Raw genomic sequence first — 18,612 nt, forward strand, 5'->3', positions numbered from 1 at the left:
TTACGTCATCCTAAATTGAGGTTTGTTAAGTATCGGAGTTAAAAAGCACCCTAAAAATGTAACGCTATACGCTAACAGCATAATTTTGTTATCAACGGGTATAAAACGAACCACAGTTAATATCATTAAAGCGGTATAAACCCATTTAACTAGCGAGTTAAGCTTGGCTAAATATCTGATACTAACGTCTGTATTCATCTTCAATTTATATGCCGCACTACCAAGTCCAAGCAATGAAGGAATAACAGCGATCGCCACACCTATAATTGCAGATTTCACACCAAACGAATTATTTGTAATACAAATAGATATTATAAATAAAAATCCAACTATTAATTGGCCGAGTAATATGATTTTTGCTGCAGAAATAATATCGTTACAACCTGAGTCTGCTTTCATATTTAAATCCTCTACACCGACTGTATCGTAGTTATTATTGCTCCTTTCTTTAATGGTATTTATTACAAAAAATATAAAACCATTAATTAATTTCTGTTTATATCAGGTTACACATCAAGCCTGTATCAAAACTGAATATATTTTCAAATATTTTCACATCACAATAAAACATCCGACCCTGCCACTTCACTCAATATATAAAACCGAGTTCTACATATTAAGTAATTTTACTAATAGGCTTATTATTCAATGTGTTTAGACCTATATTTTGCGATATGAAATTTACGTGATCAATTTTGGGATAGCCATTAAAATAAATGCAAACAATGATTACCATTTTTGGTGCTTGATGTTGCAACCTAATATTCACATTATAATGTGCAAAATTCGCATAAATAATCATTAACATTCTTTAACTTTATTTTACATAAAAACATATCGCTCATTATGCTAATTGTATTAAAAATTGTTATTTTCCCGACAATTGCACTATCTGAAATTTTAAAAAAATAATTCGACCACATTTATGAAATTATTTAACTAACAAAAAAACACTAAAAAGAAACCAAAAAGAAACTAAATTATAATGAATAAAAAGAATGACACATTCATCATAAAGGCAAAAAATCGCCACCAAGAACAGTACAGTTATGCTTTTTTTAATTATATAAATGCCAAAACTAAAGGCATCATTACTTGCAAAATCCATGGGAATTTTGAACAACGCCCTGATGTACACCTTACTGGACATGGCTGTCCTGCTTGTTCTGGTAAACTAAAAAGGAATTTAAGTGACTTTATCGCCCAAGCAATGACTATTCACAACGATAAATATACCTATGAAGAATTTATATATAAGAGGACGTCATTAAAAGGCGTTATTTTTTGTCGTATTCATGGTAATTTTGAACAAAGCCCTAATGCGCATCTTGCAGGAAAAGGCTGTCCAAAATGTGTTGCGTCTTATCATTACTCACAAACTGTCTACATAGAAAAAGCAAATAACATTCATCATAATCGCTACCAGTATTCCAATATCAACTATATCAATGCACTTCAAAAAATAGACATAACTTGTCTTATTCATGGGAATTTCACTCAACGAGCAGATACACATTTACGAGGTAGCGGCTGCCCAAAATGTGCAAAAAACAACCATAAAAAAACCACAAAACAATTTATCGTTAATGCAAAAAAAATTCATGACAATCAATATAACTATTCATTATTTGAATACCATAATATGAGGACAAAAGGCGCAATTATTTGTACTATTCATGGTCAATTTCTTCAATTACCAACCAACCATCTTGCCGGTAGTGGGTGTCCAAAATGTGCATTACAAAGAAGAAAAAAAATCAATAATATAAATAAACAACCACCCATTAAACTATTACAATCTTATTAAACCACACCAAAGCAATGCTTTATTTTACCACCAACAAAAAACAGATAAATATACCTCCTTTATATAAGTTGAAGCATCATATTAAATATTGGCATAACAAGATGGTTACGCTATCAAATATAACCCCTTACTCTTTGACATTTTATAATGAATAGATCTGTGATATAGCAGCGGTGGGTACTAACAAAAAAATTTAATTAATGTAAAGGCCGTCTCAGTACGTTGTGCTTATCTTGAAGTAACCACACTCTTAATCAATCTGCTCGAATCACACGAAATTCGACGGTGGGTTATCTGACCATTGTCAGTTACACTACGACGACTCACTCAACATCTTAAATTAGTCACTCAGACGGCATATACCATGACACAGAAAAATAACCCGCTACACGGCATTACCTTAGAGAAAGTATTGGTTGAACTTGTAGAGCATTATGGCTGGAATGAACTAGGAGCACGGATTAACATTCGTTGCTTTAATGATGATCCAAGCATCAAATCAAGTCTTAAGTTCTTACGTAAGACTGAATGGGCACGTACTAAGGTTGAAAGCTTGTATCTTGATATGGTTCGCTAATAACCAGATATAAAAAAGCCGCTACATTCTTCGCTCATTGAGCTGAAAATGTAGCGGCTTAGTAAACTTAATTAGGGGTATTCGTCTTAACACATGAGGCATCGACGACCACTAACCGACACTATAATTGATATTAACTTATTGCAGTTGTAAAAACGTGATCGCTTGTGGCTTTTCAGCAAAGGTAAAGTATTGAATATCAATATCACGGAATAGTGCATCTTCAACCTTAACCACTTTTTCAATCCAACGGGCATCAGCAACCACAGCAACTTGCTTAATATGTTTTAAACCAGCATGAACAAGATATTTTAACTCTTCAACAATTGCAGCTAGCTCAATACCTGAAAAACTCTCAATTTCCTCATAAATTACGATTCCACCATGATCGACAGTTTTCGCTTCCGCATCCATCAATACGCGCTTCATATCATCTTCTGTTACTTTGCCTGACAACGTAAAAGCAACCGCATTATCAATGCCAATATCAATCATCGTTAACATATAAATTCCTTCTTCAACATTATGTCAATTAGCTAACTTTACAGTGTATTTACTATGCACTCTTATCACTATTGCTTCAGCTTCTAAAACAAGCTCTTTATTCAATATCACATTGCAACAATAATAATCAGCGTTAATTGCATATGAATAGTTAACTACTTTTCATGGAATCAGTGAATTATACTTATATATCAACACGATAACATTTCAATCATAACGATTATAAAATAAAAAAGCCGCACTGTGTAAGTGCGGCTAGGATGTTGCACTTAATGTACTTACATGGCACATCAAGTTTGTTACGCTTCGTCACTCATTACGTTGAGCTTGGCGTGTCCGATAACTGTGTATGGACCGATATTTTGACGAAGAAGCAAGATTTTTACGGTATTACTATCCAAATTGTTAACAACTAAGAGTGTTACCTTAGAAGCTTTTACGTATTTCACTTACTGTTACGCGTTGCAACTTGATTGTTATCAATAACGGGTTGAATAGGTCTACTAATAACAACTGGGACCTGAATCCCTGAGTTAGATGAAAACAGCTTGTTTCCTCCGTAAGCTCGATAATATATCTCAGTTCAGGTTAATTAAACTATGGTAGATAAATCGATAATAGGCAAATTTAAAAGTCTGGTTTTTTCAAAAACGCACTAATAATAATTATTATTAGCTATGATTATATTAATAATCAACACACTACCTTTTAAATTTAATTAAATTAATCGTAGCCGACATCAATATTACTTATTCCACCCTCTTTTAAATCACAATCTCATTTATTTAAATTATTTCACCCGTCACTTGACTGTGTTATTTTTCTATTTTTAAGTAAAAAACAAGAAAATAAAACCATAGAAGAACTAATTAAAGGTAATAAATATCAATAATACGATTTACAATAAGCAGTTATTATTTTATTGATTTATGTAAAAACACAATCATAATGTATTGTATTCAGTTTATCCTTACCAATCACATCAAAAATGAAACCAAAGATTTCATGGTGAATATCAAAAAACGTGATCTAACTTTGAGATTTAAAATTCCATTAAAAAACTAGGAAAAATTCTTAATCCGTTTATCAATAACATCGGTATCGTCTCGCCATAGTGATTTGTCTTATCAATACAAATCTTATTTAAGCCCTAAGAGATCCAGCCGATGGAATTATCAATACTTAAACGAGTCCGCAAGCCCACGCTTGACCTATCGCCAAAAGAACGTCGTAAACTATGGTTTTCTCCTTTTTTAAAGTCCTATTTAGTAGTTTTCGTTAGTTATATGGCCATGTATTTGGTCCGTAAAAACTTCAACATTGCCCAGAATGACATGATTTCTGATTACGGCATGAGTTTAACCCAGCTTGGTACTATCGGTCTTGGATTCTCAATTACTTACGGTGTTGGTAAGACTGTTCTAAATTACTGGTCTGGCGGTAAGAATGCGAAAAACATTCTTCCTTTAGGTCTTTTATTATCAGGTTTTTGTATTCTTGGTATGGGCTTAGTCATGGGACCAAGTTCTAGCCAATTTATTATGATGACCATCCTTTATGCCGCATCAGGTTTCTTCCAATCAGGTGGTGGTTCAAACTCAGTAGTAACCATTACTAACTGGACACCACGTAATCGTCGTGGTCTTGGCGTTGGTTTTTGGAACATCTCACACAATGCCGGTGGTGCATTAGCCGCTGCTGTTGCTATGTTTGGTGCTGATTACTTCTTTGGTGGTGATGTAAAAGGGATGTTCATTTTCCCTGCGGCTATCGCCATCATTATTGCGATTATCGGCTTCTTTATGGGTAACGACAGCCCAGAAGCTTATGGACTTGGTACAGTAGAAGAACTTTTTGAAGAACCCATTTCAGAAGAAGATAATGCCGTTAAAGAAAACAAACTGACTAAAATGGAAATTTTTAAGAAATATGTTCTCTTTAATAAAGTGATCTGGTTACTTTGTTTTGCTAACGTCTTTCTTTATATCGTACGTAGCGGTATTGACCAATGGTCAACAGTTTATGCACACCAAATTTTAGGTTTCTCTAAAGATGTTGCAAACTCTGGCTTTACTATGTTTGAAGTGGGAGCTTTAGTTGGTACGTGTTTATGGGGTCTATTATCAGACTTATTTAATGGTCGTCGTGGCGCGGTATCTTGCATCGCTTTAATTGGTATTGTATTTACCCTAGGTTACTACCAACACGCTGATTCTATCTTTGCTTATAAAGCATCATTGTTTGCACTTGGCTTCTTAGTATTTGCACCTCAATTACTGATTGGTGTGGCAGCTATCGGTTTTGTACCTAAACAAGGTCTAGCCGCAGCTGACGGTGTTAAAGGTACATTTGCTTACCTAATTGGTGATTCATTTGCAAAAATTGGTCTTGGCTATATTGCAGAAGGTAACCCATTCTTTGGTCTTGATGGCTGGACTGGTACTTTTGCCGCAATTAAAGCTGCTGCGATCGCTTGTTTTGTATTAATGGCTGTTGTTGCTTTATTTGAAGAAATTAAAATCCGCAAATTAGCACAGCAACCTGCTGCGTATTAATAGAGCTAGCATCATAAAAAAACCCTCATAATTAAACCAATTATGAGGGTTTTTTATTATCTACAAAAAAAATAAATAGAGCCTTTATTCTAATTAATAATATTATTAATAACGACTTGAAATAAAAATAAACACTTCAAATATAACTATGTCGATATACAAATAAAAAACAATTCACATCTCTACTTTTAATATCTATTTATAGTTACCATTAATAACCGCCTACATAACAGTACAAAAAGTCAATTATTTGTCAGCATTTCAATACACTCATTCCTTAATAAGATATATAGAGTATTATTATTCCGTAAGAATCCATATACTCACTAATAAGATTGATACAATATAAGTATCAACTGGAATAATTATGACAGACACTAATATCTACAGCAGTGACCGCCGTCAATGCGCTAAATTTCTTTATCGTGGTTCATTCGGACCCAAAAAAGAACAAATTGACCAACTTCAAAAAAATGGCTTTGATGCTTGGTTTGATGAACAACTTTCAATCCCACCCACTTATCATTTACCCAAGCTAAAAGCCCTTTTCAATAGTACAAGCTACACTCATGCACAAGATGACATGCGCCAAGGTATCTGGTGGCAATGTACAGTTACAGGTGAAGATCAACTTCGTCAGCGTATGGCTTACGCACTAAGTCAATTGTTTGTGGTCTCTTCTAATGGTGTTGGATCAGTAAATGATGGTTTAGCCAATTATTACGATATGCTCGTTACACATGCATTTGGTAATTTTCGAGATTTATTCAAAGCCGTTACAATTAGCCCAATGATGGGACGATATTTAACATTATCAGGCAGTAAAAAACACGATCCAGAAAATAACACTTTTCCTGATGAAAATTTCCCACGTGAATGTATGCAGTTATTCACCATTGGATTATGGCAACTTAATGAGTATGGCGAACCCATTCTTGATCACAACGGCAATAAAATTCCAACTTATGACCAAAATGATGTTGAGAATATGTCACGTCTACTTTGTGGTTGGTATATCAATTACCCGCATTGGCAGCATGACTGGATCAACCCAATGTTGGCAGATAATAGCCAACATGACATGGGTGAAAAAAATGTTATGGGTACCCATTTCCCCGCAGGACAAGATATTCACCAAGATCTAGATGGTGTGGTTGATATGCTGTTTAACCATAGTAATACACCTGCATTTGTTGCCATTCATCTTATTAAACGATTTGTAACCAGTAATCCCAATCGCAATTATATAAAACGTATCGCTGATATATTTGTTGATAACGGCAATGGTATTCGTGGTGATTTACAAGCCACAATTAAAGCAGTGTTAACCGATCCTGATGTTTTTGCAGGTTTAGCCAACGCAGCAGGACAGGGAACTCAAGGTGAACACCAACATTTTGGTTTACTCAAAGAACCCGTAATTGTCGTAGCTAACCAATTACGCGCATTAAACATGCAAGCAGCGGGAGATCACTGGTGGGATACCCAATGGGCTGAGGTTACTTATGGTCAAGCAGCACTCAGTGCCGAAACAGTATTTAATTTTTATAAGCCAACAGACGCCCCCCAAGGTGAAATTGCCGACTTAGGCCTTACAGCTCCTGAATTTACCATTATAACGGCTGATATTATGCGTAAAACACATAATAGAATGTTTTACAACCTCTTAAAATGGAACAAAACTGACTACAAAGAATGGCATTGGGATCGTACTGATTTTCATGATTTATCAATGGGTACAACAGAATATGTTGCACTTATTAATGAACGTTTTTTTGGCGGTTTAATGTCAAAAAGTCTTCAAAATTACATGTATAAAACTTTAGCTAGCCACTCTGCACCTTATCAGCTCAAAATCCGTTATCTTAATGCTATATACATTGCAACAACGGCTCCTGAATTCTTTTGTGAAGGTTAATTAAAATGAAATTATCACGTCGACATTTTTTAAAAACCACGGCCGTTGTGAGTGCAACTACTTTATCAACATCAGCACTGGCATCATCAATAATACCAACAAACAACAATCAATCATCAGAGAATGCGAATAAAGCATTAGTTTGTGTCTTTCTCTTGGGTGGTAATGATGCCTACAATATGATCGTACCAACGCCTGGATGTGCTGCTTATCAGGATTACCAAGCTGCTCGACCAAAAATGAAGTTAGAGAGTGATCAACTTAATGACTTGAATTTAACCACGACCAATGGTGTACCATTAAGTATTAATAATAATATGACGTCGTTATTACCATTGTTTGCCTCGGGTAATGCGACAGCCATTATTAACTCAGGTCAGTTAATTCAACCAACAACGCGAGATGAGATTAGTAATTATCAAGTTAAATTACCGCAATTTCTGATGGCACATAACCAGCAACAAGATCTATGGCAATTAGGCACTGAGAATCTAGGTAACGCTTATGGTTGGGCAGGAAGAATGATGGATATGCTGGGTGCTACAGGCAGCTTATCCCCCCTCATTTCAATAAACCAAGGTCAAAAGTTACTACGAAATAAAAAATCAGAGCAAACAGTTATTAATGGTAAAGGCGCCGGAAAATACTCAGGTTGGAATGAAGAAGAACGCCTTGATGGTTATTTCTCTCATTTTACACAGCGTCAATATGACAATCTTTACATGCGTAACTATGCCAGTGCAATGTCCCGTAATCTTTCTGAAAATGAAGCTATAAAAGCGATTTTAGCTAAACAGCCTAATAATGAAAATTATCCTGAATCCGATTTAGCACAACAACTGAGTATGGTTAGCCGCTTAATTAAATCCCGTGATGATATGCATCAACAACAGCAAGTGTTCTTTGTTGGTCTAAATGGTTTTGATACTCATCAATTCCAAAATCGGGATCATCCTAAACTGCTAAAACAAGTTAGCGATGCATTAAGTGCATTTAATACAGACATGGTTGATTCCGGCCTTAATGATCAAGTAACTTGTATCACCATGTCTGATTTTGGTCGTCGTTTACAGGCAAATGCCAGTGGTACTGATCATGGTTGGGCGGGACATCAAATCGTAACGGGAGGTGCCGTGCGTGGTAAAGCTGTTTATGGTGAGTGGCCGCAATTAACCGCCGATAGCCAGCATAATTATAATAATGGCCGTATTATTCCAACAATCGCAGCCGATCAAGTTAATGCTTCGTTATGTCGTTGGCTTGGTTTATCAGAACCTCAAATACTATCAATATTCCCTAATCTAGCTAACTTTAAATCACCTTATATTGAATTTATTTAACATTAGCTAAAATAAATATAAAAACATTAGATACAATCAGCCATAAATATTTATGGCTGATTTTTTGATAATAAAATTAAACATTAGATGATTCAATACTCATCTGAAGTACATCTTCACCAGCAACAGAAAAATGTAATTCAATACTGCCTTTTGATGTTATATTTTTTATTAATTTAATATCATGTTGATGATATTGTTTTAAAACAAGTTCATGAAGCTCAGAAATTAATCTTTCTTTATCCACAACCTCTGTCTTTTTCTTGCTTTCAAACCACATAAACACTTCACATACTGATTATAAACACAGTGATAATAAACCAGAATTATTATTTTAAGAAGCATATAACCGCCACTAAACAGTAATCACATCACAAATATAATCATTAAAAATAACAATTGAGTCAATTAAGTCTCTTTTTTGTTAAATCATTATGTTTGATACTCACAAGATCCACCTTAGACAATTTCTTTAAGAGTGATATTATAAATCAACATCAAGTAGGCATATTTCATTTACAATAAATAAAAGCAGCCTTAAATCAACGTTTAAATTATGTCTGTAATTACACTAATCGCTATTAATAAGCATTTAAACTCTTTTACTAACAATAAAATACCATCAAAGTAAGATAATGATTAATATATAAAAATCATCATCATTATTAAATATCGATAATTACTTTAAAATGCTTAATCATTAATAACAAATAATATTTGACGATAGCTATCAACCCCGATATAAATGTAATTGATTTCTATTCACGTTTAAATTTAATCATCAAACTAATGACGTTAATATACTTTTAATCTCAAATTTTATTAGTAGTTTCTTTCTATTATCAGATAATGTTCGGAGAAATAATAATGGCAAATAGTATTGCCTTATTGGGAAACCCAAACTGTGGCAAAACCACATTATTTAACATTTTAACGGGTTCAAGACAACGCACCGGCAACTGGGCTGGTGTAACCGTTGATAAAAAAGAAGGACTTTATCACTATCATAACCAAACTGTTACGGTGGTAGATTTACCTGGTATTTATTCAATGAGCTCCTTTGATGAGCAAGGATCTCTTGATGAACAAATTGGATGTGAATATATTTTAAGTGGTGAAGCGGATCTTGTGGTTAATATTGTTGATGCCGCCAATATTGAACGTAATCTCTACTTAACATTACAACTACTTGAAATGAATGTTCCCTGTCTAGTTGTGCTCAATATGCTAGATATTGCTCGCCAAAAAAATATTATCATCGATAGTGAAAAATTATCTGCTCAACTTGGTTGCCCAGTCGTCAGTTTAATTGCAAATAAAAACAAAGGTGTCGAGCCATTAAAAGCAGCAATAGAAAAACAACTTATTACGCCTCAATTATCTCAATTTAAAACAGAATTTCCAGCACCGTTACATCAAGCAATCACACAATTAGCAGCAGAAATCCCTGCCACATTAATTGCAAATAATAATAAAGAATGGTTAGCATTACGACTACTTGAATCTGACATTTCAGCACAACATCATGTTATAAATACGAATATTCCTACTCACGTAACACATTATCAAAATTCACTTTATCAAACATACCATGAACAGGCTGATTTATTAATTGCAGATGCTCGCTATCAAACCGTCGCCAACCTCATCCATCAATGTACCTCTCATGAACAGGCAACACAGCACAAATTAACCCAATGGATCGATTCTATCGTCCTTAATCGCTATCTAGGATTACCCATATTTTTGTTCGTCATGTATTTAATGTTTTGGTTTGCAATTAACATTGGTGGCGGGCTCCAACCTATTTTTGATCAAGGCTCAGCCGCAATCTTCATTCATGGTACTGCGTGGCTATGCCAATATCTCGGTTTTCCTGTTTGGCTAACGGCTATTTTGGCACAAGGCCTTGGCGGTGGTATCAATACAGTAATGCCATTTATTCCTCAAATAGGATTAATGTTCGTATATCTTTCGGTATTAGAAGACAGTGGCTACATGGCACGAGCAGCCTTTGTGATAGACCGTTTGATGCAGTCGATAGGATTACCGGGTAAGTCATTTGTACCCTTAATTGTTGGATTCGGCTGTAATATTCCATCAATCATGGCCTCACGTACGCTTGAAACACCAAGAGATCGCATTCTAACCTCAATGATGGCACCGTTTATGTCTTGTGGTGCTCGATTAGCAATATTTGGGGTTTTTTCTGCGGCATTCTTTCAAGGCATGGGCAGCTTGATTGTTTTCTCTCTTTATCTATTAGGTATTTTGGTTGCAGTACTGACGGGTTTTATACTAAAGAAAACATTATTAACCGGAGAACCATCGCCCTTCATAATGGAATTACCGACCTACCATGTACCCAGTGTTAAAACGACATTAATTCATAGTTGGAGTCGTTTACGGGGCTTTTTAGTAAAAGCTTGCCGACTTATCATTCCCATTTGTATGATTGTGATGGCGTTAAATAGTGTTACCTTTTCTGGGCGAGTGATTGAACCGGGTCAACAACAACAATCGGCATTATCAGATATTGGCCGTTGGGTAACACCTGTCTTATCCCCTCTGGGAGTGAGTCAACAAAATTGGCCAGCAAGCGTTGGTTTATTAACGGGTTTCTTAGCTAAAGAAGTTGTCGTTGGTACACTTAATACCCTTTATAGTGCTGAATTAGCCAATAAGCAGATCATTGATGGATCACACTCGTTCCATCTATTCGCTGAATTAAAAACAGCATGGCAAGATACGGTCAATGGTGTAAAAAATAGTTTTTCATTAACAACGCTTAAAAATCCAATTAAAGCTAGCGAAGCCGATGGCACCATGAACACGACCGCAATGGGACAAATGCAGAGTCAATTTGGCTCAATGGCAGGCGCATATGCTTATTTGATTTTTGTTTTATTATATGTGCCATGTGTTTCTACAATCGGAGTTATCGCTAAGGAAATTGGTCGTAACTGGGCTTGGTTTTCTACCTTTTGGGGAATCGCTGTTGCTTATGCTCTCGCGATTTCTTTCTACCAAACAGCAACATTTATGGCACATCCAATCGCAACACTCAGCTGGCTAGTCTTTGCCATCTTACTACTTATCAGTTTCATTATTGGTATTCGTTATTTGAGTAAAAAAGTTGATTGGCAAATGTCTATTCCAACAACAGCTCCACAACATAAAAGTGGAGGATGTCATTAATGGTCACCTTAATTGCAGTAAGAAACGCAGTACGTACAGCAAGAAGTATTACGCTGATTCAGCTGATCCAACAATTTGACAGTGAACCACAATGGTTGCTGACATTACTCGATGATTTAATAAAAAGAGGAAAAATAGAGCGTTGTGAAGCGATGAAAACCTGTAGCCAAGAATGCCAAGGGTGTAAAACAACGCCACCTGATGTGACCTATCGTTGGTGCGATGACGAAATAATCATCGTAAACATTTAAAAAATACCAACATTCTCCGCCTAAAAAAACACTGTAATGCTGTATACCTAATAATTACTAAGATTAATACGCAAAAAAGTAAAACGGCTTTGAGCATATGCCCAAAGCCGTTTTCCTGTTCTCTATATTCTGCGTTCCACTTCAGAATATCACCTTAGCGTTCCTTCTAAGGTGGTTGCAGCTACTTATGCTTCAGCATTCAGTAGTGCTAGTGATTGTTGTGCAATCACAAACTCTTCATTAGTCGGGATCACCATCACTAATGGTGTATTTTCCTGACTAATAATACCTTCAGCGCCAAAACGTGCCGCTTCATTACCAGCAACGTCTTCACGGTAACCAAATATTTTCAATAGACGCATAATTTCACAACGTACAGGTAAAGAGTTCTCACCAATGCCACCTGTAAAGATAATGCCGTCAAGTTCATCAAGTGCAACCATGTATGACGCAATGTATTTTGCTGCACGGTAACAGAAAACTTCAAACGCAAGTTTAGCGTCATGATTGCCCGCTTCCATCGCTTCAATAATTCCGCGACAATCGCTGGTTAAACCTGAAACCCCTAAGAAACCAGAGTTGCTAACAAGCTCTTTATGTAAACGCTCTGGCGTCCAACCTTTCTTCAATAAATACTCAAGAATACTTGGATCAATATCACCGCAACGCGTTCCCATCATAAGACCAGCAAGCGGGGTGAAACCCATTGAAGTATCAATACTTTCACCATTTTTAACCACACATACAGATGCGCCATTACCAAGGTGAACTGAAATAAAGCTTGATGCTTCAACAGGTTTATTAATGCGTTTCGCCGCTTCACGAGTAACGTAATAGTGACTCGTACCATGTGCGCCATAACGACGAATATTATATTGCTGACAGACTTCTTTAGAAATTGCATAGGTGTATGCTTTTTCTGGCATTGTTTGATGGAAAGCAGTATCAAACACAGCAAACTGTGACAAAGTCGGGAAAGCTTTTGCTGCTGCGCGCATACCTAATACGTGAGCTGGATTATGTAGTGGCGCTAAATCGCTCAATGCTTCAATATCAGCCATGACTTGCTCATCAACATGAACAGTCGAATTAAATTTAGTCCCGCCATGTACTACGCGGTGACCAATTGTCACGATGTTATCTTTCATACCAAGTTCATCAACTAAAGCAACAATACGATCAATTGCTTGTTGATGATGACCATCAAGGCCATTGAGTTTGAACTCTTGCTTTTCACCGTTAACTTTCCAGCTAACAACGGCTTCAGGAAGATTAAAACACTCACCAAGACCACTTAACGTAGCTTCACCGGTTACCGTATCAATCAATGCAAATTTAAGTGAAGAACTACCAGAATTGATTACAAGAACTAAAGAATTGCTCATGGTTATCTCATCAGAATATTTAAGGGCGAATTTCGGATTTATTAACAACATCCCGTTTTATATTTACTTAGCTCAATGCGTAATAATCATTCAACTCAGTAAGTATGTTATAACCCATACTACTCAATTTTTTTTTAATGTCTCAACTTTTGTTTCAAAAACCAGTTAAAAATTTAAATTTTACTGGTTTAGATCAATTTAAAGACTAAAAATCGATTTAATTCGCATAAATCCGCACCATTTAATCAAATTAAGTTGAATGTCACGTGTGATTTTTTTTATATTCCAAGCTTCCACTAAGAGTAATATATGACATATTCAGCAAAAAGTTTAAATAAGCACCACATTTAGCATCATTATTTCAATGAAGAGAGCATATAGACTTAATAAAAATAATATTATCAGTTATGCATTCTTGCAGCGAATACTAAATAGTAAGAAAACATTACCGATCACAAACAAATTCGCTTTTTTGATGATTAATCACAACTTATTCATCTACTGACGGATTATTCATTGCTATATAATAATTATAAAGACGATCAATATCGGTACTACACATAATAGCCATGGCGGCTTTTAATTGTACTTGTGACCAATTCCACCATTGCATTTCAAGTAATTGATTAACTTCTAATGCAGTAAATCTTTTTTTTACACACCGTCCAGGGTTACCAACAACAATCGAATACGGTGCGACATCTTTAGTGATCACCGCTCGCGTTCCAATCACCGCCCCATCACCTATAGTAACACCCGGCATAATTACGCATTCAGCACCTAGCCAAACATCATTACCAATAACCGTATTCCCTGCTCGTTCGAAGCCACTCTTTACACCATCACCAAATTCAGCGAAATCAAACGGAAAAGATGAAATCCAATCATGCCGATGACCTTGATTCCCAGCCATCATGATGACAACCCCACTGGCAATAGAACAAAAACGACCAATAATAAGTTTATCTACCTCACCAAAAATACCAGATTGCCATACTTCATTACTGGATTTATCCCCTAACAGATAATGAACGCATTGGTCTTCAAAATGATGTTGATGGTAGTAACCTGAATAATAACTATAATCACCAACCTCTATATTAGGGTTAGTAATATGTTGCTTAATTTCATAACCACCAAGCCAAGAGGGAAAAATACTCAACGCCATAACTCATCTCCTTGCTACTCAACATTCACCTTAAAACAGCATATCATAGTTAAACACTTATCATCTTGGATCGACTATGACACTCAATTATTTACACAACGCTTATTTAGGTGAGCTTTATGGTATTCGTTTTTTTACTACGTTTATTGAACAGTATAGTGACCCTCACCATAACAACAAATGGCAAGCATTATTAGACATTGAAATCATCACGGCTAAAAAATTAAAAACGGCATTAATACCTTTAGGCATAGCATGCCCCGATTATGATCAAAAAATGACACAACAAGGCATAGAAGATGCCAATAAATGGCTTCACCTTCCATGGATAACACTCATTGATACAATGGTGGCTTGGGTTGCACCTTATCAGCAACGCTATCAACAACAGGCAAAGAATGCCCAACAGCATCAAGAAATATTTAATTTAATCGCTGACCATGAAAATGCTATTTATGATTTTCTCGTGGCTGAGCAAGCAAAATCAACCGAAAGTCTTCAAATACTGCAACACTTTATTGATAGTCATACTAAATAACAAAACGATGCTTTTTAATAACATCGACTATTGATGCTATTTAATTCTAACTTGATAGCTTACTTGCGCCATCATACCCGCCTCAAGTTTGCCTAATAATTGCCAAATAATATCACCTTGGTATCCTGAACGATTAGTACCATCAGGCGTCAAAATTTGACAGCGCAAGACAAGCGGTAAATGACCATCATTACAACCGATGGTCGTAACTAATGTTGTAAAGGTAGGCACAGAAGAAACAATATTAATATTTGAAATGGCATGGCGGGTGCGATTAACTATATAAATATTGTATTCAACCACATCCCCAGGCTTAGCCTCAATCGACATCGATGCTTTACTCTTTTGAGTAATGTTTGTTACTGTTTTAGTCAAATTCACATCATAAAAATTAGAAGCACAAACACTGTAACTCACTAAATTTAAAAAACAAAAAATAAAAAAGCCACGTATAAACTTCAACATAAATCCGCCGTTATGGACATAATTTCGTAAATAATAATTTTATTACTTATGATTTTATTGTCTCATTCCTTATCCATTGTCTTATTTTCAAGAAAAAGTCGACAAATACAGTAGCAGAACGATGATCAAGATAAGATTTTTTACGGAGAATGTCACTTCAACGAGAACATACAGACCAATATAGGAGATAATCAATCATTTATTGATTACCCCATAACACAACAACAATAAAAACACCTTAAAAACAACAAGTTAAAAAATGACGCGCGATAAGTATACCAAAAAATTATCACCCCCTTGATCATCGTTCCATTACGTAATATTGATATTTATTGCGCTTAAACGTCATAATAGATAAAGTCTGTTATGTATAATTATTCATTTTTATTAGTATACATAAATTAACAATCATCTCTTTTATGGCTAATAATTTAATTAGATAAATAACGCGAGGTGTATCGTGAATGAAACTCAGCATATATGTGATTTTATAAAAAATAATCACCTATTAACGTTATGCACAAATAGTTGTTCTGATTTATGGTGCGCTCATTGTTATTATATTTTTGATTCAAATAAAATGTCTCTTTTTATTATGACGAATGAAAGCAGTCACCACAGCCAATTAATGATACTGAATAAGAATATTGCTGGCACTATAGCACCTCAACCTGAGAATATAAGTGATATAAAAGGTATTCAATTTAAAGGCCATATTGAAAAATTAACAAATACAGAAGCAGAAACAGCCAAGAACCTTTATTACAATATTTTTTGCTCTGCCAAATTTATTTCCGCTCCAATTTGGGAAATAGAACTGACAATGATAAAAATGACAGACAATAGCTTAGGATTTGGAAAAAAATTATTTTGGCAACGATAATGCATTAAATAACATACAATCTCTGCTCTTTATCAATACAAATCACAAATGTCAACGGGTGATTTCCCCCCTATTTTGTTATCCACAGCTTAGATATAGTTGTTACATTAGTATTTCAACCAACACTGGGAAATATTAATAATTATCCGCAAGGATAAAATCAATAAGGGTTGTAATATGTTTTGTCAAATAACAACACTTATTGATTATCTCTTCTACACGTCGTACAGGATTATACTCTTCGGAGTCAACGTCTTGTTTTTGCCGATCGCTATGATCGGCTTTTTTTTATTCAATAAATTTTCGCTTATTAAATGAGCATTACATACTATATAGATTTACCCAGTGTAATAAAGTCATTACAATCAACGAAAATTAAAATTAATAATAGACATAAAGCTCATAAGAAATGGATACTCATAGTACTCACCCCTCATTAGATATATTAAACCAATTACCTGGTTGTTGGGGTTGTAAAGATATAAATTCAGTTTTTGTTTATGTTAATGAGGAATACTCTAAAATCATAGGTTTTAATAATCCTCTTGATTGTATTGGTTTCACTGATTTTGATATTCCTCATTTAAGCGCTAAATATGCATATATCTTTCAGCAACAAGATTTACAAGTGATGACGACCGAGAAACGCTTACGCATTCTTGATATTCATCCATACGCAGATGGATCTTGGCGAGCACATTTATTTACAAAAACAGCATGGCGAGATAATAATAATAATATTATTGGAACCATTTTTTCAGGAATAGAGCTAAAAGACACCTCTTTACTTGAAATTGGACATTGGCTTTGCCGTACCAATACGATTAAGCAACAAGAAGAAGAAAAAAATAATCATTTCAATAATCATCAATTAAATATTTTGCTTAATACTCGTGAATCTGAGGTGTTGTTTTTACTATTGTACGGTAAGAAGCCACAATACATCTCTAAGACATTACAATTAGCGGTAAAGACAGTTGAAAACTATGTTGTTCGATTACGAGATAAATTTAATGCTAATTCAAAAGGCGAATTAATTGAATTAGCACTGGATGCTGGTTTCGGTTCTCATATTCCAGAAAGTATGTTGAAAACACAGCAATCTATAATATTGCGAGAATACTGATAAAATTAGCGGAGTAAATATTACTCTGCTAATTCATTAGATTATGGCGCTAAACGTTCAATATCCCAACCCGCCGTTGCATTACGTAAATAAATAAAACGATCATGTAAGCGATGTTTACCACCTTGCCAAAATTCAATCGATTCAAACTTAACGCGATACCCCCCCCAAAAACTAGGTAAAGGCACCTCACCTGCTGCAAACTTCTGCTTTAACTCAAAAAACTTTCCTTCTAAAGCTTGGCGAGCAGATAGACGAGAACTTTGTTTACTCGCCCAAGCGGCAATTTGACTTTCTTTCGGTCGACTTGAAAAATATTTCATCACTTCAAGTGTTGATAATTGTTCAACATAACCCGTAATATGAACTTGGCGCTCAAGTATATGCCATGGGAAATGTAAACTGATTTTATTATTTAGATGTAATTGTTCAGCCTTACGACTACTTAAATTAGTATAAAAAATAAAACCATTCTCATCGACATCTTTTAATAATACAATCCGTTGAAATGGTTGGCCATCAGCATTAACCGTCGCAATTGTCATCGCAGTAGGATCGGGTAAATTAGCATCCACAGCTTGTTGAAGCCATTTATTAAATAAATCTAATGGTTGGTTCGGTAAATCATCACGACGTAAACCACCTTTAGTGTATTCTCGACGAATATCCGTTAAATCCATTTTCTCTCTCCTTCCTCAAAATACTTAATAATTAATCGCCACATCATCATGAATAACTGAATAAAAGCACTTTTAATTGCAAACTGTCATTTGTTGCATAAAGAAATAGACGCATTTAGCGAAAAACAACTTTTGTTGACAAACAATCAACTGCATATCGCTGACTTTTGATAAATTAGATCAATAAGATATCTTCATATTCAGCATCTCTCTATCA

General features: G+C 35.1%; 17 protein-coding genes. 10 read left to right on the forward strand and 7 right to left on the reverse strand.

All coding sequences use genetic code 11. From position 1 onward, the window contains the following. Positions 1-399 (reverse strand): hypothetical protein, encoded by a 399-nt coding sequence (locus C9J51_RS01900; RefSeq protein ID WP_045037082.1) that lies wholly within the window; start codon positions 397-399, stop codon positions 1-3. 586 nt (positions 400-985) lie between these two features. Here C9J51_RS01900 and C9J51_RS01910 point away from each other — a divergent pair. Then, the gene (locus C9J51_RS01910) at positions 986-1,807 is read left to right on the forward strand and encodes a hypothetical protein (RefSeq protein ID WP_107274820.1); all 822 of its coding nucleotides are present in this window, start codon (positions 986-988) and stop codon (positions 1,805-1,807) included. 364 nt (positions 1,808-2,171) lie between these two features. Then, positions 2,172-2,384 carry a VF530 family protein gene (locus C9J51_RS01915; RefSeq protein WP_045037079.1) on the forward strand — a complete coding sequence of 71 codons (213 nt, stop codon included), beginning with the start codon at positions 2,172-2,174 and terminating at the stop codon, positions 2,382-2,384. Positions 2,385-2,522: 138 nt separating this feature from the next. Here C9J51_RS01915 and C9J51_RS01920 read toward each other — a convergent pair whose 3' ends face one another. After that, a complete protein-coding gene (locus C9J51_RS01920; RefSeq protein WP_045037078.1) occupies positions 2,523-2,888 on the reverse strand; it encodes a SpoIIAA family protein in 366 nt (121 codons plus the stop codon). A gap of 1,166 nt (positions 2,889-4,054) precedes the next feature. Between C9J51_RS01920 and uhpT the strand changes: the two genes are divergently transcribed. From uhpT to C9J51_RS01935, 3 genes are all read left to right on the forward strand, one after another. Beyond that, the gene (gene uhpT / locus C9J51_RS01925) at positions 4,055-5,443 is read left to right on the forward strand and encodes a hexose-6-phosphate:phosphate antiporter (RefSeq protein WP_045037077.1); all 1,389 of its coding nucleotides are present in this window, start codon (positions 4,055-4,057) and stop codon (positions 5,441-5,443) included. Between the two features lie 367 nt (positions 5,444-5,810). Further along, positions 5,811-7,361 (forward strand): DUF1800 domain-containing protein, encoded by a 1,551-nt coding sequence (locus C9J51_RS01930; RefSeq protein WP_045039976.1) that lies wholly within the window; start codon positions 5,811-5,813, stop codon positions 7,359-7,361. Positions 7,362-7,366: 5 nt separating this feature from the next. Further along, complete coding sequence (locus C9J51_RS01935; RefSeq protein WP_107274821.1) at positions 7,367-8,701, forward strand: DUF1501 domain-containing protein; 1,335 nt, start codon at positions 7,367-7,369, stop codon at positions 8,699-8,701. Between the two features lie 76 nt (positions 8,702-8,777). On the opposite strand, the gene C9J51_RS01940 is transcribed toward C9J51_RS01935, so the two are convergent. Beyond that, entirely contained in the window at positions 8,778-8,981 is a 204-nt protein-coding gene (locus tag C9J51_RS01940) for a hypothetical protein (protein ID WP_045039975.1), read from the reverse strand. 587 nt (positions 8,982-9,568) lie between these two features. Here C9J51_RS01940 and feoB point away from each other — a divergent pair. Together feoB and C9J51_RS01950 are read left to right on the forward strand one after the other, a co-directional pair. Beyond that, the gene (feoB, locus tag C9J51_RS01945) at positions 9,569-11,899 is read left to right on the forward strand and encodes a Fe(2+) transporter permease subunit FeoB (RefSeq protein WP_107180462.1); all 2,331 of its coding nucleotides are present in this window, start codon (positions 9,569-9,571) and stop codon (positions 11,897-11,899) included. Next, a complete protein-coding gene (locus tag C9J51_RS01950; RefSeq protein WP_045037073.1) occupies positions 11,899-12,150 on the forward strand; it encodes a FeoC-like transcriptional regulator in 252 nt (83 codons plus the stop codon). Before feoB ends, C9J51_RS01950 begins: the two co-directional genes overlap by 1 nt. Positions 12,151-12,335: 185 nt before the next feature. Here the strand turns inward: C9J51_RS01950 and C9J51_RS01955 are convergent, their stop codons facing one another. Then, positions 12,336-13,535 carry an acetate/propionate family kinase gene (locus tag C9J51_RS01955; protein ID WP_045037072.1) on the reverse strand — a complete coding sequence of 400 codons (1,200 nt, stop codon included), beginning with the start codon at positions 13,533-13,535 and terminating at the stop codon, positions 12,336-12,338. A gap of 490 nt (positions 13,536-14,025) precedes the next feature. After that, positions 14,026-14,703: a CatB-related O-acetyltransferase gene (locus C9J51_RS01960; RefSeq protein ID WP_045037071.1), complete on the reverse strand. Its 678-nt coding sequence runs from the start codon at positions 14,701-14,703 to the stop codon at positions 14,026-14,028. Positions 14,704-14,779: 76 nt separating this feature from the next. On the opposite strand from C9J51_RS01960, the gene C9J51_RS01965 reads away from it, so the two are divergent. Then, complete coding sequence (locus C9J51_RS01965) at positions 14,780-15,241, forward strand: hypothetical protein (protein WP_045037070.1); 462 nt, start codon at positions 14,780-14,782, stop codon at positions 15,239-15,241. 36 nt (positions 15,242-15,277) lie between these two features. Here the strand turns inward: C9J51_RS01965 and C9J51_RS01970 are convergent, their stop codons facing one another. Then, positions 15,278-15,706, reverse strand: coding sequence for a hypothetical protein (locus tag C9J51_RS01970; RefSeq protein WP_052675261.1), 429 nt, complete (start codon positions 15,704-15,706; stop codon positions 15,278-15,280). A gap of 460 nt (positions 15,707-16,166) precedes the next feature. Between C9J51_RS01970 and C9J51_RS01975 the strand changes: the two genes are divergently transcribed. Together C9J51_RS01975 and C9J51_RS01980 are read left to right on the forward strand one after the other, a co-directional pair. Beyond that, a complete protein-coding gene (locus C9J51_RS01975) occupies positions 16,167-16,589 on the forward strand; it encodes a YhbP family protein (protein ID WP_045037069.1) in 423 nt (140 codons plus the stop codon). A gap of 409 nt (positions 16,590-16,998) precedes the next feature. Beyond that, entirely contained in the window at positions 16,999-17,715 is a 717-nt protein-coding gene (locus C9J51_RS01980; protein WP_045039974.1) for a helix-turn-helix transcriptional regulator, read from the forward strand. Positions 17,716-17,756: 41 nt separating this feature from the next. Here the strand turns inward: C9J51_RS01980 and pdxH are convergent, their stop codons facing one another. After that, positions 17,757-18,395, reverse strand: coding sequence for a pyridoxamine 5'-phosphate oxidase (gene pdxH / locus C9J51_RS01985; protein WP_045039973.1), 639 nt, complete (start codon positions 18,393-18,395; stop codon positions 17,757-17,759). Between the last annotated feature and the right edge of the window lie 217 nt (positions 18,396-18,612).

The organism is Photobacterium iliopiscarium (assembly GCF_003026395.1).
In the GTDB taxonomy this organism is placed as follows: domain Bacteria; phylum Pseudomonadota; class Gammaproteobacteria; order Enterobacterales; family Vibrionaceae; genus Photobacterium; species Photobacterium iliopiscarium.